The following is a 20,443-nucleotide window of genomic DNA, read 5'->3' on the forward strand; positions in this document are numbered from 1 at the left end:
AATGAGACTGAAAATTGAAAGGGGATAAATGATGGATAAGCTCGAAAAATTTTGGAGGGACGCTCCTGCCGGATATACCGTCTGCGCGGAGACAGGCGTAACAAAAAATATGGTGCTTAACGCGATCATAGACGGCGCAAAGGACCTCGATGCACTCAGGAAGGCTGTCCATCTCTGCCGGGATGATTCCTGCTCCGCAAAAAATCCTTCAGGCAGGGGATGCTCTGAAAATGCAGAGGTCCTTCTCTCCATTTATGCGCCGATATTTGAGCTCATGAAGGAGGGGCACTCTCACGACCATGGCTCAGACTGCGGCAGCAAGTCTTCCGGCAGCTGCGGCAGCTGCAAACTCTGCGAGTAAGCCGATAATCCGCCTTAACCTTAAGATAAAGATGATGGGGCTGCCCTTAAGCGGCCCCATCCGGTTTAAAGCTTCTCTATTTTTTCGGCGGCCTCTTTAAGCCATCCCGATCTTTCGTTCTCTATCTCTCCCGCATCACAAAGGGAAGCTATCACAGGATCAATGGGTATGCTTGCCAGGAAGTCTATGCCGTGCCTCTCTGCGGTCTCTTTTACACAGCTGTTTCCGAAGATCTTTATCTCTTTTCCGCAGTCAGGACATATCACCGAGCTCATGTTCTCAACTATGCCAAGAATCGGTACATTCATCTGCTCTGCCATGCGTACAGCCTTCTCAACTATCATCGAGACGAGTTCCTGCGGTGAGGAGACGATTATTATGCCGTCCACCGGAAGGGACTGGAATACCGTCAGGGGTACGTCCCCGGTTCCGGGAGGCATGTCGACGAACATATAATCGACTCCCGTCCAGATAACATCGCTCCAGAACTGCTTTACCACTTCAGCGACCGCCGGTCCTCTCCATATGACCGGCGTAGTCTTGTCCTCGACCAGAAGGTTTATCGACATTATGTCTATGCCGGTCTTTGTAGTAACCGGGAGGATCCCTGATTCGTTGGCCTTAGCCATTGAGGAGAGTCCGAACATCTTCGGTATTGAAGGACCCGTTATGTCAGCATCAAGTATGGCAGACTGACGGCCCATCTTTTGCATCTGCACTGCCAGAAGGGAAGTTACAAGAGACTTGCCGACCCCTCCCTTCCCGCTCACGATCCCGATAACTTTGTCAACACTGCTGAGAGGGTTGGGTTTAGCCCTGAAGTCCATCGACTCTGTCCTTGACGCACAGTCTTCTCCACAGCTTCCGCATTCATGCGTGCAATTCTCATATCCGGTCATATTCTGCATCTCCTTATTTCGGATCGGTCTCTCCATGCCTGAAGCGGCAGCGGCTGCATCCCTTTTTACCCTTGCAGCGCGCCTCAGACAATTCGAAATGTCCCCCGTCTATATGGATCTCCCTGCCCAGGCAGAGAGCTTCCGCTGCCTTTTTGTGTGCAGAGTAGAGTATCCTCTGGAACGTTCCCCTTGATATGTTCATCAGCTCCGCCGCCATGTCCTGTTCCATAGACTCCAGGTCACAGAGACGCAATGATTCCACTTCCTCGACCGTCAGGACGATCACATCCTCTGCGCTGCCTTCGGGGATGAAGCGCAGGTTTTCGGGTATCGAGCACACTCTCCTGCTTTTTGTCTCTCTGGGCAATTTGATCCTCCCTTTGTGTGCATATGCACACTTGGAAAATATATTCTTCTATTTGGGATACGTCAAGGATCAATTTAAAATTTGCGGTTTTCCAATTTATCTCGATATCTAGGTAATATGATGATGTAAACATAAATATTACACCCGGACAGCATTGCATTCAGTAGCCCGGGTCTCGTTACTGATGACAGATTTTAATTTTCTGTGTATTCTGATAATCAGAAAACGCCCCGTCCGCTATAGCAATTGATTATACGATCTACAGAAATCAAGGTACAAGGCAACAAGTTCCAGATTCCCGTATCGCAGTTTCAGTTACAAGGCGGCGTAAGTCCGGATCATCTGCAGGGACCGGAGCGGGGCGTTATAAGATAGGAAGAGTGGGGTTCTCGTAAGAGAGTCCCACTCATTATTTGCATGAAATTGGAGCATCTAGGAGCGCTGGCTTAGCACAACTATGGTGAAGCTGCGACATCGTTCTTTAATACGTTGACGCGCAGGACCGCAAATGTTGCTAAGCTAGCGCTCCGATATGCCCCAATTGCCGCAATTGGGGCAGAGAACGGATGATGATGACGCAATGCGAAGCGGGCACTCGTGAAGGCGTATTCCAATACGTCGAAGCGAGTGCCCGCAAGCCTTGCTAAGTTAGCGCCGTGCTTTTAGTTTTTAGCGATAGCCAACGGCAATATAGCAATTGCGATTTAGAGCGAGTGATAACGACGCAACATGTGATGTTCCGAACCGAGGCGTATATTGATACGTTGAGGTGAAGGATCATCGCATGTTGCTAAGTTAGCGCTGCTATAAATCCCAATTGCCGCTACTTGGGAGCCTTCTTGACCAAAGCATTAAGGCTGTCAATAAGGTTTTTTATCCTCTTATCATTAGCCGGTTTCTTAAGTGCCGATGCCGCAGACATATCCCTGCCCCAGTATGCCCTGTTGGCATCCCTGTTCTGGTTGAGAACGGATCCCTCAAACGACATTCCGGCAAAGAGCCCCTTGGACATCGAGTAGCTGTAGATCGAGGCTTTGGCACGCGTGTCTGTAGCAGCGGATGCATCCCTCCCGACAGGGCCTGCGGCTATCGCAACGTCAGCTCCAAGTTTGAAGCTGTTTCCCCCTGTGAAAGCCCTGAGGCCATCCTCATTGGTTATGACAAGAACAAGGCCTACAGACTGTGCACCGATCTGTATACCTATCGATGCGCCCGACAGACTCATGAAGGAGGGTCCGTTCCAGGTGCCGTTTGGGTTCCTGAGAAGGACCAGGCCCTCCCCCACCTGACCGCCTATCATGAGGCCAGCCTTTGTGACGGCAGGGAAAATGGCGACACCCTTTCCTGATTTGATCACATCTGCCATGCTGGATGAGTCATCCTGCGCCGTCATCTCCCGCACAAGTTCGGCAGAGAGCCTGATCCTTCTCTCATGGGCTTTCTCTTCCGCAAAGGCGGATATGCCTGAAGAAAAGATGACTGCTGCTGCCAGGATAAGTATAACCATTTGAGATCTTGGAATTTTCACCATATATATTCCCCCTGTTCATAGTTTTCCATAGAGACACTTACTTTTATACCACAAGTAATGGCATTTGCTATGTAAAAAGCACTATAATATGAGAAGATCAGCGGAGACAAGGCGGTGGCTCAATTATGGAGAACAAGATATTCGCTCCCTGGAGGATGGCATATATCCTCTCAAACTCGGACGACAACGAACAAAAGGAACCCGGATGCATCTTCTGTGAATTTCCAAGAATGAACGACGACGAAAAGAACCTTATCATCCACCGTGGAAAAGAATGTTTTGTCATATTGAATGCCTTCCCCTACAACCCGGGACACTTGATGGTCGTACCCTACCGCCACACCGCAGACATGCCGGGCCTGACAGCAATCGAACTGGCAGAGATGATGTCGCTTTGCCAGACATCGCACAGAGTACTGACAGAGGTGATGAATCCTCATGGGTTCAACCTTGGTATGAACCTCGGAAAAGTTGCTGGTGCCGGGATAGATCAGCACCTTCACATGCATGTCGTGCCCCGCTGGAACGGCGACACCAACTTCATGCCCGTACTTGGAGAAGTCAGGGTCGTATCCGAGGCTCTCAACTCAACATGGAAAAGGCTGAAGGAAAAGTGGCCGAAGTAGATCAGAACCTCATCTTCGTAGCTCCCGCAAAGGAGGTCGACGTTGAGATGACGGTCAAAAGATCCCGTTTTATCGGATCTGTGCGTATCGCTTTAGACCCGGACGGGGCTTCAGAAATGATAAAGAGATTTCCGGAAATATTTCCCAGGGCAAACCACCATTGCTGGGCTTACAGGATCGGGACAGAAAACATCCTGGAACACTGCTCGGATGCAGGAGAACCTGCCGGCACTGCGGGGCGCCCGATTTTAGGCATGTTAAAGAGACATTCTCTCCGGAATACCTTGCTTGTTGTGACCCGATACTTCGGGGGGGTCAAACTCGGGGTGAGGGGACTGATCGACGCTTACGGAGAGACTGCCGAACTTGCGATAAAAGAGGCCGGAACCGTTGAGATGGAATTCAGTCTTTCGCTTGACCTTTCCTGCACCTATGAACACTCAAAAACTCTCATCTCATCACTGAAGAAATGGGGTTTTGGGGAAGACCGGGTCTCTGCCCTGTACGGGGAAAATGTTGAAATGAGCCTCTATGTTCCATGCTCATCGAAAGCAGATATCGCACCCTCTCTTGAAGAGATGCTTTCAAGGGGCCTGCTTCAGAAGCTTGAGTGGGGAAAAGCGCCCTTTCCACGGCCCAGAGTATGACGAGATATCTAACCTGCTGATAAGATCAGAAACTGAACAATTGAAGCAGTGCGATCCCAAAAAGAAGAATATGTCCTTTCCGACCTCTACCTCGCAGCATTTTAAGCCTCTGCCGTATATTTATTAAACAAATCCAAAATAGTCTGGATCAAAAAACTTTCTACTTAAACAGGCAATTTTACCATTGAAACCGAGCGTTCCGGATAACAGAATAACTGATAATGATGAAAGGAGTGATCACATGAAAAAGATACCGGCCATTGCGGTGATCATATCGCTTTTTCTTGCCCTGCCGGCTTTTGCGGAGGTCTGCGCCGCCACACCTCCGGCAGAAGAGCAGAAGGAGGAAAATGGCATTCCCCTTGAATTCAGAAACAACTCAGGGGCTGAGATAAAAGAGATCTTCATATCTGAAACCGCAAGAAATGCCTGGTCCCAAAATCTCCTGAAGGATACTCCTCTCAAAAACGGAGAAGATACGAGCCTTTACATCAGAAGAGAGAATATCCTCGGACTAACGGACATTAAGATAATATACTCCTCGGGCAAAGAGAGGATATGGAAAAAACTCCCGATACTTGAGATATTTGAGATAACTCACAAGAATAATGGAGAACCGGCTTACGAGCGAATAAAACTCGGTGCCTGATAGCAAAAAAGCCCCGCGGCGCGGGGCTTCATCTTTCTTCATTTGCAGATCAGAAAGACACATACCGGGTCCTTACTCTGCGGATCCGGCTTTTTCATAGTACTGCCCCATCAGCTTTTTCCAGTCAACGTCTTCGTCGAGCAGGTTCGGACATGTGCTGTCCGGGTAAAACCATTTCCTGCCCAGTCCCATAAGGATCTGCCACCAGTCGTGCACATCGGGTATCAGGATCTCTCCTTCAGGCCCTATCCTTCTCAGTTCACGGTAGACAAGCGCCACTATTTGGCTTTCATCCATCGCGGCAGTCGTCTTGGCGTAGAACTCGATCGTATAGAAGTACGAGCATGCTCCAAGCTGGTAAAGTATCTCCGTCCACTTTGGCGATATCCTGCCGGTCCTGGCAAGGACCATTTGCTTTTTGCTCCCCGAGCTTTTGTGGTTCACTAAGAAAAGTATCTTATCCGGATCTATATGGCGCAATTCCTCATATTTTGCTATGAGAGCTTCTGCTATAGGTCTGATCCTGTTGTTGCATATTTCGTAATCAAACTCTGGACCGGCTTTTTCCGTCATTTAAACTCCTCCTGTATCGGACCATAGTCCGGCTGAAAAAATAAAACCCGTCAAATTATATCACCTGATAATTTAAGATCATCCTAAAAAAGCCGATTTGGGAATTGATTTGTATTAAAAATGTGTTTTAAGTAATTGACTAAATTTGACCTATAATATTTTCGGGATCTTTTGCAAGGCTTAAGGATCCTGTCGTCTCCCATTTATAACTTCTGAAAAATCAGCCCGCAAAAAGAACGGGACGCTTACCTCCGTAAGGGGTAAGCGTCCCGCGCATCTTTCCTTATGCAGCAGACAATAAGGTTCAGTCTGTGTCAGGCCTGCTTTGAGCCTTACCCTTCCTCAGGAAGGTAGGTTCGTCGAGCTCATCCGCGGCTGCCCTGGAAAAAGCTTCTGTTTCCTGCACCACATCTTCCTTCTGTTCCAGCCATGAGGGGCCTCTTCTTATCTCAGCCGCTGGAGCTGTTTCAGTTTCTTTTTTTTCTTCTGCAGCATTTGTAACGGATCCTTGCCGGACAGGCCTTTGCTGTTCATTTTTGAAGATGGGTCTCTGGGATGTTGAGTGTGATCCGCCGCGGGAGCTGCTGTTTTCAAAGTGGTCTTCTTCAAAGCCTGTTGCAACGATGACTATCTCCACGCTGCCCTCCATGTCGCTGTCCTCAGCGCATCCCCAGACAAAGGTAGCATCTTCGGAGATGATCTCTTCGATATATGCGGCAGCCTGCTGGATTTCGAATATCCCAAGATCCTCGCCGCATGTGATGTTCATAAGTACCCCCTTGGCTCCATGCATCGAGCATTCCATCAACGGGCTCTCCAGGGCTTCCCTGAGGGCGTTTTCGATCCTGTTTTCGCCCTTCGCACACCCCACACCCATAACGGCTATGCCGGCGTGCTTCATTACGGCCTTTAGGTCTGCAAAATCCACATTGACCATCCCTGGCCTTGTAACAAGGTCTGTGACACCCTGCACCGCCTGTCTCAGAACTTCGTCTACCATGGAGAAGGATTCGCTCAGCGGAGTCTCTTTACGGCAGATCTGGAGAAGCCTGTCGTTGGGCACTACTATGAGTGCGTCGACACACTTGCGGAGTTTGGCTATACCCTCTTCTGCGTATCGCATCCTCCTGGCTCCCTCAAACATAAAGGGCTTGGTGACCACTGCTACGGTAAGAATGCCCATTTCCTTCGCTGTCTGGGCAATTATCGGAATGGCTCCTGTACCAGTGCCTCCTCCCATGCCGGCAGTCAGGTATACCATGTCAGAGCCTCTGAGATACTCCCTGATCTCAGCGAGTGACTCCTTTGCCGCCTGTTCGCCTATTTGGGGCAGGGCGCCCGCTCCCAGTCCCTTTGTGACCCTCTCGCCGAGAACTATCTTGTTTTGGCTGAGGGACATGTCAAGACTTCTGATGTCCGTGTTGACAGCAAGGATATCCACACCTTCTATTCCCTTGCTTATAATGTGGTTGAGGGCGTTTCCTCCCCCTCCTCCTACAGCTATGACCTTTATGGATTCTCTGCGGGCAGGTTCAGATCTATTTTGTGCAGAAGGAGCATTAGTCTTCGATGTCCCTTCGGATTCATCGGGATACGGATAGCAAAGCTCTTTTGCAGGTATACTCAATTGTCCACCACTCCCGTTTATTGTTGATGTATAATCAGAACATTTCCAACACCATTATACAACAGAGGAGGGAGGGACGGTTGGAATTAAACGAAGGAAAATCTAAAAGAAAGGATATCATTCAGGGCGACCGTGCAGCTTTTATTTTTTTCATGGCGGTTTTTGCTTTCCTTGCATGGCAGGTCACCCATCCGATGATGATGACACTTATATGGGCGGGAATGCTCTCCTTCATCGTTCAACCGGTCTACCGCTATTTAACAGACCTTTCAGACGGGCAATTCAGGAACATTTCTGCCGCTGCGGCACTCTGCCTGATAGCAGTCCTCTTCATAATACCGCTGATATATATAATTGCCTCCCTTGGAGCCGAGATCTCAAAAATCATAGGGACAATGACGGACTTCATGTCCAGAAACGAGATCAGCCAGACAAGGGATCTTGTTGAACTTATCCCGGAGTGGTTCCCCGACTGGTTAAAGGACTACCTCAAAGATTTTCTTCTTGATTCAGGCTCTGTAAGGGATTTTGTTCAGAAAACGGCACAGTGGGTGGGCGGATATCTTACCAACATTTCAAAAAAGCTGATCCACGGTGCCTCTTCGATCCTTATAGAAATGCTGCTGGTCATGATGGTCTCCTTCTTCTTCATCAGGGACGGGGCCGGCATCGTTGAATACATAAAAAGTGTAACGCCCCTTTCTGAAGATGAGAGGACCATGTTCTTCTCCCGGACGAAAAAGCTTCTCAATTCGGTCATCTTCGGCATATTGCTGACAGTAGCCATCCAGGCGGTGCTTGGGGGCATCGGATGGTGGTTCGTAGGGCTGGGCAGCCCGGCCTTCTTCGGCATGCTGATGTTTTTTTTCGGTATGTTTCCTGCCGGGACCTCAGTGGTCTGGATACCCGGAGGGATATACCTGATCCTTTCAGGCGACGTTAAGGGAGGCATCGCCCTTCTGGCATGGGGAGCCGCAGTGGTCGGAACGGTGGACAACCTGCTCCGTCCTTTCCTGATAAGCGGAGGCAAGGGGAAAGGCGAGGAGATCCCGACACTGCTGGTCATACTTGGGCTCTTCGGAGGAGTCATCAAGTGGGGGTTTCTGGGGATCTTTCTCGGACCGCTTATATTAGTGCTCTTTATCCTGATCTTTGATCTATACCGATCTCGCTGCTGCCTGAAAAAAAGTGAGGATACCCTGTCATGACCACAGATATCAGCACTTTGGCAACCGCCGCTTCCATTGCCATGGATGCCTTCTCCGTCTCAGTATGCATGGGCATATGCCACGGAAAACTGGACAGGCGTGACGCACTTACCCTCGGGGGAGCTTTCGGGATCTCGCAGTTTGGGATGCCGCTGCTTGGCGCCCTGATCGCAGCCAACATTACGGGACTTCTCAACAGCTGGGCACCGTGGATAGGAGCGGCACTTATAGTATGGGTCGCATTGAACATGATAAGGGAGGCATACCTCGGTAAGGACAGGACAAAATCCTGCATGAACATAACACCGGCCAACGTCCTTATCCTGGCGTTCGCCACCTCCATCGATGCACTGATAGTTGGATTCTCGATAAAAAGCTCCGGCGGGTCGGCGCTGCTTCTTGCCGTCGCTGCCGGAGCCATAACTTTCCTGCTCTCCTTCTACGGAGCGCTCGGAGGGAAAAAACTCGGTGAAAAAATCGGCTCCTACGCCGAATATTCCGGCGGTGCCGTGCTTATCCTCGTAGCCATAAACATCCTTTTCAAAGGCTAAGAACGGAGAACGGCTTATACTTCTATAAGCTCGTAGATCCTTGTGCCTATCCCAAGCTTCTCACAGTGCTCAAGCGTAGTCTGCCAGTGGGTGTCGGGATGGATAGTATGGAAATGATCCTCTTTTTTGCACCCTTTGATCTTTTCTTCCAAAATACTCCCCGAAACAACAGGCGCTTTCATAACAGCTTCAGCACAGGCCTGGTCCAGAGCTACAGGGTCCTTCGAAGCGAATATCCCGACATCGGAGACCACTGGAAGATCGTTTTCAACATGGCAGTCGCAGAAAGGAGAGACATCTATGACAAAGCTTATATGGAACTGCGGTCTGCCGTTAAGCACGGCCTTTGCATATTCAGCCATCTTTCTGCACATGGTCTCGTTTGATTCATAATCTGTCGGACTTATGGCATCAAAAGGGCAAAGTGACAGGCAGCGTCCACACCCTACACATTTCAGCTTTTCTATCACGGCCTTACCGTTGCCGTCAAAGGTTATAGCATCGTGGGCGCAACCGCTTATACACTTCCTGCATGATCTGCATCTGGATGGCTTGACTTTCAATTTGCCTGTACTGTGCATCTCCATCTTCCCGGCTCTTGAGCCCGAACCCATGCCGATATTTTTGATAGACCCTCCGAAGCCGCTCTGTTCATGTCCCTTGAAGTGCGTCATTGATATGATGATATCAGCATCCATGACGGCTCTGCCGATCCTGGCCTCTTTTACGAATTCCCCGCCCGGTACAGGCACAATAGATTCGTCAGACCCCTTAAGCCCGTCGGCTATTATCACCTGACACCCTGTGCAGAAAGGATTGTAGCCATTCTCATAAGCAGAATCGAGGTGTTCAAGAGCATCCTTCCTCCGCCCTGCATATAGTGTATTGCAGTCCGTAAGAAAGGGCTTTCCCCCAAACTCTTTGATCATATCTGCCACTACTTTCGAAAAATTGGGCCTCAGATAAGCCAGGTTTCCGGGTTCACCAAGGTGGAGCTTGATCGCGGCGTACTGCTTTATGAAGTCGATATCCCCGATTCCCGCACATCTGACAAGTTTGTCCAGTTTTTGAAGGATATTCCTGTCTGGTGTAGTTCTGAGATTTGTAAAATAGACCCTCGATCTTTCCATGTTTATCAGTGTTCCTTTCCATTCTGATTCTTTCTGTCTTTCATTTTGCCGGCTCGCTGAAGACAGAGACGGATATACCATATGTCTGTCTGACATTGCATAGTATACCAATTTATATATAGACATAGGTCCTTTTTTTGCGCGATTACCCGACCGTGCTCCCGATCATGGATCAGACAGATATTGGAATTATTTGGTCAAAATTAGTCTATTCTTATATACTCATTTTTAAGCCCCCTGGTCCTTTTTTCATCAATTCTTCCTTAACAACATTATGATGGAAACACGAGCCGACCGATTTTAAAAACCCCCATTCTGACATCTTAACAGAGAAAAAGGGAGAAAATTGATATAGAATAGATCAAAGAGATAATAAAGGAGGCAGAGATCCATGGTCTTGAAAAACACTGCAGAACCTCTGAGACGCGAGAGACTCGGCGGATGCGGCGCAGGAGCCGCCGATACTTTCCCCGTTGCGATCCCGGACCAGGAAGGTGCTTTTATTATGTCAACGAGACTGGAGCTCGACCCCGGAGCTTCTGTAGGCTATCACAGGCACGAAGGGACTGAGGAAGTATATTTCATCATGTCCGGGAAGGGACTTTACACTGAAGAGGGAAAAGCGTGTCAGGCCTTTCCGGGGGATGTCTTTCTATGCAGAGAGGGGCTATCTCACGGGATACTGAACACGGGCAGTGAAAAGCTTGTCCTGTGTGCCGCAATAGCAAAATGCGGCAAATAAAATAAAGGAACTGCCGGGATCTTTGTCGGGCGAAATAAAGCTCTGGTCCCGGCCGTTTTTATTTGGCTTTATTGCCAATAAGCTGCCAGCATTTCAGGAGAGAGGAATCGAGTCTGACAATTGAAGGCAGCATCAGGTCGAATTCGTCCATCTCCCATACCATGCCGTTTTTCACTGCCGGGATATCTTTGAACCTTAAGTCTTTTATGATCTCCTCCTTAGAGACGGAGACCACGCCCCTCCTTATATTCCTGAGGGTTATTATGACTTCTGCGTCCTTTCCCTCTGAAGCAAGTTTTTGCGGGCCGTAAAATATATACCACGGAAAATCCTTGATTTTGGTTCCTCCTGCGTCAGTCATGACCCTGGCTCCGGTCGAACCGATAAGCCTGGCTCCCCATGAATCGGCTGCGCATGTTGAAAAGTCGGCGCCGGCAACGACAAAGACCTTCATGCTTTTAGTCTTAGCGGATCTTATCTCACTTTTATACAGGGACTTTTCCGACAGTAAAAGTGTCTGTGCTGCCTCTTTTGATCTTCCGGAAAGAGCGCCGATCTTTTCAAGGTACTGCGCCAGTACGGCCCATTTGGGCCTGTTCAGCGCAGCATACTTAATTCCGGCCTTATCCAGGTCTTTCATAAGGTCCATGTTTTTCCTTGCCCAATCCGCATCTGCTATCACTATATCGGGTTTCAGACCCGCGATCTGCTCTGCTGAGGGGATCCTTGAGAGTCTTGGTATGTTTTTGAGGACCCATCTGCTGTCAGCTGAAAAATTAACTCCGACAAGCTGGCGAACCGCCCTGATCGCGACAAGGTTTTCTGTATGAGCATCGCTTAATGACACTATCCTGACCGCAGGACGGGGAAGCTCAACATTCCTCTGAAGATCATCTATGACTGCAAGCGGTTTTGAGGCCCAGGATATTTCACAGCTGATCAAAATAAAGATAAAGGTCAAAGCAAAGAAAAATATACCTGATTTGTTCTTGGTGGTCTGTGAAATTTGACTTTGAACCACATTTTCACCTCCTTAACAACAATGTTATCCACTTTTTGTGGATATTTTTGTGACCAACTCTGTTTTCTCAGCCTATAATGCCCCTATTTTCATTTTTTGTTTGATAGAAAACGTGGACAACCCAAGAAAATTTATCTACATTTATGTAAATTATCATTAAATGTAAGTATTTATGGGATCAGGAACAATTCCCGGACATATTTTATTCCAAATATATAAAAATAGGGAAGGCGTGTGCCCTCCCTATTTTGTAACTGTTATCCTTCAGGCCGGGAATGTTTTTATCCTACCTCTATATCCGCCGAAGATTCCCAAAGCCCGTGTATGTTGCAGTAGCTCTGGACGATCAGCGTCCCCGACTTCGCAAGCTTGATCACCGCACAGCTGCTTGGTTCCGTCATTGCAGGACCGGGCGCTGCCGGATCCATTGCTGCTGCGTGTGCCGTATAGTCAAACTTTGCAAGCTCGATCACAAATTTACCGTCAGCCGGTTTGTAAAAGAGCTGTATCCAGCTTATGAAGTGCTCTGGCTTATTCGGATGAGGAATCTCTTTTCCGACTGAAACGCAAACTTTGAATGGCTCGCCCGCTTTAACTTTTGCCGGAGCCTCTATTACCGGTACATGTTTTTCTCCTTTGAAGTCTCCGCTCTGGATCAAATCACCGAGTTTCATTAAAAACGCCCCCATTTCTCTTTTTTTTACTTACTTTGATGATATTTTCATATTTTTATATCTTAGTTGATTGTCAGCTACAATCCGCATTTTTACTGCATTCTGCATGACTGTTCAAATCGCTGCCGAAACAACAAAAAACAGATGTGGTCATTTCTTCCTCAAATTCCGTCTTTCAATCACCGTTTTTAATTTCGCCAGGCTTTCTGCAAGTTCTTCGTCTTTGACTTCAGGGCTTATCTCCTGAATGTTTTTTTGGAGGCTGGCTTCTGAGATCAGAACAGGCGGGCGCCTGAGGTGGTCGGGTAGTGGGTCTTTGGCGGAAGACAGTCTTTTCACCTTTCCAACCTTTATCTCCAGCCTGACCTCCTTTACCTCCAAATATCTGCTGACAGACCTTGAAATAATGGGTTTCCTGGACATCAGGGCCGGCAGGACGCCGGGGGAATCCACGTGTACAGAGATGACTGGACCCTCATCAGAGAACTCGCAGGATACCGGAGCGCTTCTTTCCGCAGCAGCCGCCCCAACGACTTCATGCCAGTGGCTTTCAAGCTCAGCTAGTTTCATACAGAGCTTCAGGCTGTAAGGGACGTTGTTTTTGAGGGCCTCTTCGGTATTTTTTATATCAGCCATTCGAAATACTCTCCCCGGACCTTCTCCTGCTCTCGACAGCTACCCACAAAAGCTGTATGTCCGTCGGAGGGATACCTGATATTCTGGATGCCTGTCCCAGGGTGCCGGGCATGAACTTTATCAGCTTCTGCCTCCCTTCGGCAGAGAGGCCGTGTACCTGTGCAAAATCAAAATTCTCAGGAAATTTGAGAATTTCCATCCGTCGGAATTTTTCCACCTGGCGCATCTGCCTGTCGATATAACCCTCATACTTGACGGAGACGGATATCCTCTCTCCCAGTTCCTTTTCAAACGATGATGAGGCAATATTCGAAAAAACTTCCCAACCTATTTCAGGCCTCCTGAGAAGTTCTATTGCGGGCATGGTTTCGTCAATTGGCGAAGACCCTGCACCCCGCAGGATCCGGTTGACCTCTTCCGTTGCATGGATCCTGGTCTTCAGTATCCTTTCAGTCTCTTCTTCAATACGTTTCCATCTGTCCTGAAGTATGTTCCACTCTTCATCTTTCAGAAGGCCTATTTCCCTGCCTGTCTGAGAGAGCCTGGCGTCGGCGTTGTCGTGACGAAGCAGGAGCCTGTACTCGCACCTGCTTGTCAGCATCCTGTAAGGCTCCTTAGTTCCCTTGGTCACAAGGTCATCAATGAGGACCCCAATGTAGGCCTGATCTCTCCTCAGCACCAGGGGCCCAAGGCCTTTTACCTTCAGTGCCGCGTTGATCCCGGCCATAAGCCCCTGGGCTCCGGCTTCTTCGTATCCTGAAGTGCCGTTTATCTGTCCCGCCAGGAAAAGGCCGGAGATCTTTTTGGTTTCAAGCCAGGGATAGAGCTGGGTGGGATCAACGAAATCATACTCTATGGCATATCCGGGCCTCAATATGTGGGCAGATCCGCACCCCCTCAGGGTCCTGACTGATTCAAACTGGGCCTCAAGGCACATCGATGTAGAAAAATTCTGCATATAGACCTCACGGCCTTCAGGATTTATGGGTTCAAGAAAAACGGGATGAGTATCCTTTTCCGGGAACCTGATGACCTTGTCGTCTATAGAAGGGCAATATCTCGGCCCTTCTGAGTCTAGGGTGCCTTGTACAAGGGGAGAGAGATCAAAGTACTTTCTCATTACCTCATGCGTATCCGCATTGGTCCTCGTAAGAGCGCAAATAATGCCCCGGTAGATCCTTTTCGGTCCGAAATGAGAAAATGATTCCGGCTCCCGAATGCTCTCCTGTCGGTCAAGCATATCCCAGTCTACGGAATCCGCAAGCAGTCTCGGGGTAGTATCCGTCCTGAGCCTGCCTGTCTTCAGGCCGTTCATTCTTATGCTCTTTGAGAGACCGGAGGCAGAGACCATACCCAGGGGCCCCGATTTATAAGAGGTGAGCCCTATATGTATCCTGGCGGCAAGATATGTTCCTGTCGCTATAATGACTGTCTTTGAAAGAAACGTCTGCCCTGTTCTTATCCTGACACCGGTGATTTTTCCATTTTCGGCCAGAAGGTCAGTGGCCATTGCCTGATGGACTTCAAGGTTTGGGCAGGTCAGAATAGCCTTCCTGTAATGGTTACCATATTTTACCGGGTCACATTGTGCCCTTAAGGTCCTTACCGCCGGTCCTTTGGAGGTATTAAGCCATCTGAGATGGTGAGTGGAGCTGTCGGCTGCTTTGGCCATCTCACCGCCCAGCGCGTCTATCTCTCTGACCAGATGGCCTTTTGCGGGGCCGCCTATCGAAGGGTTGCACGGCATCATGGCTGTGTTGTCCAGATAGAGGTTAAGCATGAGCACCCTGGATCCCATACGTGCGGCTGAAAGCGCTGCCTCGCAGCCTGCGTGACCTCCTCCGACAACTATTACGTCATACACATCTTCAATTTTCATTGATAGTTTCAACTCTCCCTGAGTCTATACCGTAAATCCTGCCCGGAAAACTTTCAGCAAAGGGCTCCGCAGTGGAGGCAAAAACCTGCGTATTTTTCTCTGTCAGAGCACAAAACAGGATGTTCCTGCCGTCTGAATCAAGTTCCGCTGTTATCTCGTCAAGAAGGAGCACCGGGTTTTTGCCAAGCTTCCTCCTGACCCCTTCGGCTGCTGCCAGTATCAGTGCTATCGCTGTGCGCCTTCTGAAGCCTCTGCTCAAGGAAAGCGCAGCAGGCGCGCCGTTGGCCCTTATCAAGATATCGTCCCTGTGAGGTCCGACCATAGGAACTTTCATGGCCTCTTCCCTTGATTTGTTTAGTCTCAGAGAAGATCTGAAATCCTCTTCGGGAACTGGCAAAGTACCCGCTCCCCCCCTCAAAAGGCTTATATCGGTAGGACAGGGCAGGAGTCCGCACATATCATTCATTGACTCTGAGATCATTGTGAGAGCCTCTTCCCGCATCTTCCACACCCATGACGCGAGAGGAAGGAGCGCTCTGTCTATAAGTTCTGTCCGCCCTCCGTTCCTGAGGATCGCCGTCTTCTGCCTGATCCCTCTCCTATAATCATTTAGCCTTGATGCATAAACCGGGACTATGAGTGCAAGGACCATATCCATCAACCTTCTCCTGAAGGAAGCCGGCCCTTCTATTATCGACATATCATTAGGCAGGAAGGAGAGTACAGGGATCTTCCACCTGAGTTCCGTGGCCGTGACAGGCTTTTCGTCGATCCTGACCGTATATCTTGATGAGATCTTGACCTTTATTATCTCTCCGCTTTCATCGTCAAGCTGACCCGTTAACTGTACCTCCGAAGAGCCGCTGTTCCATGTCGGGAGAGAGGATGATCTTGTGCCCCGTTCGAGCGGGCCCCACCCGGAAACGATGTTTATGCCCTCAAGTATGTTAGTTTTGCCCGAGCCGTTCGGACCCGTAAGTAAATTCAACCCCGGGGACCACTTAATCTCCCGGGGTTCAATATTTCTGAAGTTATTGAACCTTACCCGGCTATATCCCATCTCCGGAATCCGGCTCTGTATCGCCCATGTTCAACTCATCTTCGGTAAGGTTGATGGGTGCTATCAGACAGATGAACTTTTCACTGTCGGCCCTTTTGACCACCATATGTCCGGACGAGCCGTTGAAGGATAGCCTTACCTGGGGATCCCTGAGAACTTTGAGCGCTTCCATGAAAAATTTAGAATTTACGGCTATCTTGAGGTTTTCTCCGGAAATATCCGCATATATCTCTTCTTTCGCATTTCCGAAGTCTGGGGCCCTTCCGCGCATTACGAACGAATTTTCCCTCGCAATGTCGAGAATGACCATCCTGTTGTAATCTTTTACTATCACGTCGACCCTTTCCAGTGCAGAGATTAGATCTCCCCTGTCAAGGACTGCAGTCGTCAGATGGTTTTTGGGGAGGATCTTTTCGTAAGCAGGGAAGTGCGATTCGACCCTTCTCACTGTAAATTCAACATTGTCAGCCCTGAAATAAAACTGAGCGTCATCATAAAGTATCTCCACCATATACTCCGGGTTCAGGGAAGCAAGGATCCTCTGTATCTCCTTGATACCCTTCATAGGCAGAAGGGCGCTGTCGGAGTCCACACTTTCGCTTACAGCCGAACCGGAGAGGGCAAGCCTCCTTGTATCGGTAGAAACTATATTCAGACGTCCGCTGGATATCTGGAAATTAGCCGAAGAAAGATAAAGAGGAAATTCCTCTCCTGACGAAGCTGCCAGTGTACCCTCTTCAATTACCTCCGCGAGTTCTCCGACAGAAAGCTTACAAAAAAGTTCCGCACCTGCAGATGTAGGCAACGAAGGAAATTCCCTTACCGGATATGTGCTGAAGTTATATTTGCTCCTGCCGGCCTTAAGTATTACCTTACCGTCGGATACAGTAAGGTTAAATTCCTCTCCGGGCGATTTCTTAAAGAGCTCACTGACTATTTTTACAGGAAATACCGCTTCTCCCGGTTCAAGGACGTTAACACCGGATGCAGAGCAAATTATAGAAGTTCTTATATCTGTTGCCTGAAGCGTTACCTTATCCCTATCCGCTTTTACAAGAACAGATGAAAGGATACTCATTGAGCTGGAACTAGAAGTACTTCTTTCAGCAAGTACCCAGCTCTGGAGGAATAATTTTTTGTTTATCAAAAGTTTCATTAGGATGACCTCCTGCTCTTATCTATATAATATCAAAAAAAGTAATAGGCGTAGTAGAGGCTGTGGATTTGTTGAAAATGCCGTAAAACGCTTGCAGTCATTGATTTAATTCTGTGGACAAAAATTGAGGCAGAAACTTGATCCATCCACACTATACACAAAAAAGCGACAGCAAGAGCAAAATTATATTTTAATCGCAAAAATATACACGAAAAAAAACTTGAATCTACAGCTTGCTTACAACATTATCCACAAAAGAACGTACACGCAGATCATTTTTCAGAAGTTCTTCAACTTTTTTACATGCGTGGATAACGGTCGTGTGATCCTTCTTGTTGAATGCGTAGCCTATCTGTTGAAGGCTTTCTCCGGTCCTGTTTCTTGCCAGATACATTGCCACCTGCCTAGCCAGGGCAAGATCTGCGGTCCTTTTCGGAGACAGAAGATCGTCTGTGGAGATGCCGAAGGTCTCCGCCACCAGCTGCTGGATAAGCCCGATATTGACAGGACCGGAACGCGTATCATGCAGGAGGTCTTTCAGCCACACAGATACGTTCTCCATAGTCATCGGGTCCGAGTTGAACTCAGAACAAGCGACTATCCTGTTGAGTGCGCCTTCAAGTTCCCTTATGTTGCTGGGGATGTTCTGGGCAATAAAAAGAATGATGTCATCCGGTATCTTATAATTTTTAATTTCTGCCTTCTTCTGGAGTATCGCAACTCTTGTCTCAAGATCCGGCGGCTGTATGTCGGTGACAAGACCCCACTCAAAACGGGAAACAAGTCTGTCCTCCACTCCCTGTATATCTCTGGGAGGCCTGTCTGAACTTATAATTACCTGTTTTTTTGAATTGTGGAGGGCATTGAATGTGTGGAATACTTCCTCCTGGGTCTGTTCCTTGCCCGCTATGAACTGTATGTCGTCGATCATCAGGACATCAAGTTCCCTGTAGCGTGACCTGAATTCATTGTTTGTGTTATTTCTTATGGATGTGATAAGGTCGTTTGTAAATTTTTCAGCACTCACATAAAGGACCTTTGTATTCGGCTGGGTCTTTTCAGTGTGGTGTCCTATCGCATGCATCAAATGCGTCTTGCCCAGACCGACCTTTCCCCAGATAAAGAGCGGGTTGTAGGCAATGCCGGGCGATTCTGCCACGGCAAGACACGCAGCGTGAGGCAGTCTGTTTGATTTTCCTACGACAAAGGACGAAAAGACGTAATTCGGGTTGAGACCGTTCCTGCTGAGCGAAAGCTTTGCGGGTGTGGCTGCGGCAACGGCCCTTCCTGCAGCGCCGACGTCCTCTTTTATTTCCTGGCTGACCTCTATCTCTATGCCCGAACCGAATCCTGTCTCGGACAGAAGATTTTTCATGTCATCGAGAAAGCGGGATTTGATCTGTTCCTTCGCAAACGGGGTAGGAACATCCAGGACAAGTATCCCATCCTTCATTGAGACGGGAAGACACGTGTCAAGATATGTCTTGATGGCACTGTCAGTGCTGGAAATGACCTCCACACAGTGAGTTTTGAATTCGTTCCATAAAATATCCAGATCTTTGGTCATCGATATTCACCCCGGGGGACAGATTATTGCGAAGGAAGTCTGTCCGGACAATTGTATCATGAAGATCCCTCTCTGAGAAAATCAAAAAAACATTTAAATCCACATTAAATATCCACATATCCACAAACAACTGTCAGTGTATTGTGAAATGAGCAAAACCTCAGAACCATAGCTCAAGCGCAAAATATAACAAAGTCAAGATTGACTGACCATAAATGACCATCAAGATTTTTAGGGCGTGGATAATCCTTGCCCAATTAAGACTGTTTTGTGGATATGATGATACTAATATGTAAACAAACGCCAATTTTTGGGACATATATATCAGAAATCCCAGTTTGTGATTTCTGCGAACAACCGTTAGGGAAGCCGAGATACGGGTCAGATTTTTGCATTATCCACACAGTGTGGACAGAAAATGTGTGTATGTTGGCAATAATTCAGAAAATAATAACATGGATCAAGAAAAAGACAATTTGCGAACGAAACAAAAACAGTCTTGCTAATCCTGAGAATATTGTCGGTACTGTGGGGCGGCATGTTGCTTTCCGAGAGGGGATCATACAGATGGCAGCCGTAGAAAGACCGGGAAAATGTCTCCGGTTTTTGTAATATAATAGCTTCAATAGAGTATATTGACTTAGACTTTATTTGACTATTTCATAAAAACAGGATGATCTGCCAACGGTGCGGCAGATCATCCTGTTTTGCTTATACGTTGTTAGGACTGTATAGTTTGTTTATTTAAGGTTTTTCCCAGTGCCAGCTCTTTCCTTCTTTGAATTCCTTCGGTTTCCCGGTCAGGATCACCGATCTTTCGGTCATGATGACCTTTTCGAATGTGACGGGAAAGGGTATGTCTTTGAATTCGATCAGAGGATTTATCCTGGACAGTATCATGTTCGTGAGGAACTCGGGCTGGTTCATCCCTTCAACTTTAATAACGGTATTTTCGAGATAAACAGCTTCGCTTCGCAGAGCGAGGATCCCCTTGGCAGAGATCGGGAGATCAAGGTCAACTATGATCCTGGTCCGGAATTTTCCTGCTGCCGTGAAACCGTCTTTCCCGAAATCAAAGACCAGATCTGAAAAACCATCAGGGTTCTCATTCTTTTTAAAGTATTCATTTATATCTTTTTCAGCGAGGACCACCTCTCCGGCCGAATCCCTGATCATTGCCGCCAGCCGGGACGCTTCGCTTTCGGAGGATGTCACAGCCTGACCGGGTTTCAGTTCGGCCAGGAGCCTCATCTTTTCTATCTTTATGCCGTCTATCTTCCCTCCGTCGATCTCGATCCATGCTTCCGGAGCCTTTTCTCTTATCCGGACAGTGGCTTTTTCAGGCCTGAAGACTGCAATAAGTGAATTGCCCATTGCCGCTGCAAGAGCTGCTTCGTCGGATGCCTCGCTTGGACAGACAAAGAACAAAAAGACAAAACAGAGGAGCGAAATGGGAAGGACAGTTTTTTTCATATAAGATGCACCCCACAAGAATTGATTTGATATTATAGATTCTAGCCTTTAGTTCAAAATAGTCTA

At 48.2% G+C, this 20,443-nt stretch carries 21 protein-coding genes; 7 read left to right on the forward strand and 14 right to left on the reverse strand.

Annotation, left to right across the window (positions count from 1 at the left end):
* Positions 1-31 precede the first annotated feature (31 nt).
* Positions 32-361 (forward strand): hypothetical protein, encoded by a 330-nt coding sequence (locus tag OLM33_00575; protein ID MCW1712167.1) that lies wholly within the window; start codon positions 32-34, stop codon positions 359-361.
* 65 nt (positions 362-426) lie between these two features.
* Here the strand turns inward: OLM33_00575 and OLM33_00580 are convergent, their stop codons facing one another.
* From OLM33_00580 to OLM33_00590, 3 genes are all read right to left on the reverse strand, one after another.
* Complete coding sequence (locus OLM33_00580; GenBank protein ID MCW1712168.1) at positions 427-1,260, reverse strand: Mrp/NBP35 family ATP-binding protein; 834 nt, start codon at positions 1,258-1,260, stop codon at positions 427-429.
* Positions 1,261-1,273: 13 nt separating this feature from the next.
* Positions 1,274-1,627: a DUF134 domain-containing protein gene (locus tag OLM33_00585; protein ID MCW1712169.1), complete on the reverse strand. Its 354-nt coding sequence runs from the start codon at positions 1,625-1,627 to the stop codon at positions 1,274-1,276.
* A gap of 823 nt (positions 1,628-2,450) precedes the next feature.
* A complete protein-coding gene (locus tag OLM33_00590) occupies positions 2,451-3,158 on the reverse strand; it encodes a lipid-binding SYLF domain-containing protein (protein ID MCW1712170.1) in 708 nt (235 codons plus the stop codon).
* 125 nt (positions 3,159-3,283) lie between these two features.
* Here OLM33_00590 and OLM33_00595 point away from each other — a divergent pair, with 125 nt between their 5' ends.
* From OLM33_00595 to OLM33_00605, 3 genes are all read left to right on the forward strand, one after another.
* Positions 3,284-3,784: an HIT domain-containing protein gene (locus OLM33_00595; protein ID MCW1712171.1), complete on the forward strand. Its 501-nt coding sequence runs from the start codon at positions 3,284-3,286 to the stop codon at positions 3,782-3,784.
* Positions 3,751-4,431 (forward strand): IMPACT family protein, encoded by a 681-nt coding sequence (locus tag OLM33_00600; protein MCW1712172.1) that lies wholly within the window; start codon positions 3,751-3,753, stop codon positions 4,429-4,431. The genes OLM33_00595 and OLM33_00600 overlap by 34 nt, the downstream gene beginning before the upstream one ends.
* 241 nt (positions 4,432-4,672) lie before the next feature.
* Positions 4,673-5,080, forward strand: coding sequence for a hypothetical protein (locus OLM33_00605; protein MCW1712173.1), 408 nt, complete (start codon positions 4,673-4,675; stop codon positions 5,078-5,080).
* A gap of 72 nt (positions 5,081-5,152) precedes the next feature.
* On the opposite strand, the gene OLM33_00610 is transcribed toward OLM33_00605, so the two are convergent.
* Together OLM33_00610 and ftsZ are read right to left on the reverse strand one after the other, a co-directional pair.
* Positions 5,153-5,653, reverse strand: a complete 501-nt coding sequence (locus OLM33_00610; protein ID MCW1712174.1) for a putative metallopeptidase — start codon at positions 5,651-5,653, stop codon at positions 5,153-5,155.
* A 304-nt stretch (positions 5,654-5,957) separates the two neighbouring features.
* Positions 5,958-7,280, reverse strand: coding sequence for a cell division protein FtsZ (gene ftsZ, locus OLM33_00615; protein MCW1712175.1), 1,323 nt, complete (start codon positions 7,278-7,280; stop codon positions 5,958-5,960).
* 80 nt (positions 7,281-7,360) lie between these two features.
* Between ftsZ and OLM33_00620 the strand changes: the two genes are divergently transcribed.
* Positions 7,361-8,488: an AI-2E family transporter gene (locus OLM33_00620; protein MCW1712176.1), complete on the forward strand. Its 1,128-nt coding sequence runs from the start codon at positions 7,361-7,363 to the stop codon at positions 8,486-8,488.
* Positions 8,485-9,039, forward strand: coding sequence for a manganese efflux pump MntP family protein (locus OLM33_00625; protein MCW1712177.1), 555 nt, complete (start codon positions 8,485-8,487; stop codon positions 9,037-9,039). Before OLM33_00620 ends, OLM33_00625 begins: the two co-directional genes overlap by 4 nt.
* 14 nt (positions 9,040-9,053) lie before the next feature.
* Here OLM33_00625 and OLM33_00630 read toward each other — a convergent pair whose 3' ends face one another.
* On the reverse strand, positions 9,054-10,295 hold the full coding sequence (locus OLM33_00630) for a DUF362 domain-containing protein (GenBank protein ID MCW1712178.1): 1,242 nt from the start codon (positions 10,293-10,295) through the stop codon (positions 9,054-9,056).
* Between the two features lie 265 nt (positions 10,296-10,560).
* Between OLM33_00630 and OLM33_00635 the strand changes: the two genes are divergently transcribed.
* Positions 10,561-10,911, forward strand: coding sequence for a cupin domain-containing protein (locus OLM33_00635; protein ID MCW1712179.1), 351 nt, complete (start codon positions 10,561-10,563; stop codon positions 10,909-10,911).
* Between the two features lie 58 nt (positions 10,912-10,969).
* On the opposite strand, the gene OLM33_00640 is transcribed toward OLM33_00635, so the two are convergent.
* The 8 genes from OLM33_00640 to OLM33_00675 form a co-directional block, all read right to left on the reverse strand.
* A complete protein-coding gene (locus tag OLM33_00640) occupies positions 10,970-11,854 on the reverse strand; it encodes an ABC transporter substrate-binding protein (protein ID MCW1712180.1) in 885 nt (294 codons plus the stop codon).
* A gap of 359 nt (positions 11,855-12,213) precedes the next feature.
* Complete coding sequence (locus tag OLM33_00645; protein ID MCW1712181.1) at positions 12,214-12,606, reverse strand: class II SORL domain-containing protein; 393 nt, start codon at positions 12,604-12,606, stop codon at positions 12,214-12,216.
* Between the two features lie 150 nt (positions 12,607-12,756).
* Positions 12,757-13,242, reverse strand: a complete 486-nt coding sequence (locus OLM33_00650) for a DUF721 domain-containing protein (protein ID MCW1712182.1) — start codon at positions 13,240-13,242, stop codon at positions 12,757-12,759.
* Positions 13,235-15,121 carry a tRNA uridine-5-carboxymethylaminomethyl(34) synthesis enzyme MnmG gene (gene mnmG / locus OLM33_00655; protein MCW1712183.1) on the reverse strand — a complete coding sequence of 629 codons (1,887 nt, stop codon included), beginning with the start codon at positions 15,119-15,121 and terminating at the stop codon, positions 13,235-13,237. The genes OLM33_00650 and mnmG overlap by 8 nt, the downstream gene beginning before the upstream one ends.
* Entirely contained in the window at positions 15,111-16,181 is a 1,071-nt protein-coding gene (gene recF, locus OLM33_00660; protein ID MCW1712184.1) for a DNA replication and repair protein RecF, read from the reverse strand. The genes mnmG and recF overlap by 11 nt, the downstream gene beginning before the upstream one ends.
* A complete protein-coding gene (dnaN, locus tag OLM33_00665) occupies positions 16,171-17,337 on the reverse strand; it encodes a DNA polymerase III subunit beta (protein MCW1712185.1) in 1,167 nt (388 codons plus the stop codon). The genes recF and dnaN overlap by 11 nt, the downstream gene beginning before the upstream one ends.
* Before the next feature lie 226 nt (positions 17,338-17,563).
* Positions 17,564-18,904 (reverse strand): chromosomal replication initiator protein DnaA, encoded by a 1,341-nt coding sequence (gene dnaA / locus OLM33_00670; protein MCW1712186.1) that lies wholly within the window; start codon positions 18,902-18,904, stop codon positions 17,564-17,566.
* Between the two features lie 744 nt (positions 18,905-19,648).
* The gene (locus OLM33_00675; GenBank protein MCW1712187.1) at positions 19,649-20,377 is read right to left on the reverse strand and encodes a DUF2993 domain-containing protein; all 729 of its coding nucleotides are present in this window, start codon (positions 20,375-20,377) and stop codon (positions 19,649-19,651) included.
* Positions 20,378-20,443: the final 66 nt, after the last annotated feature.

This window comes from Synergistaceae bacterium DZ-S4 (assembly GCA_025943965.1).
Taxonomy (GTDB): Bacteria; Synergistota; Synergistia; order Synergistales; family Synergistaceae; genus Caenicola; species Caenicola nitritireducens.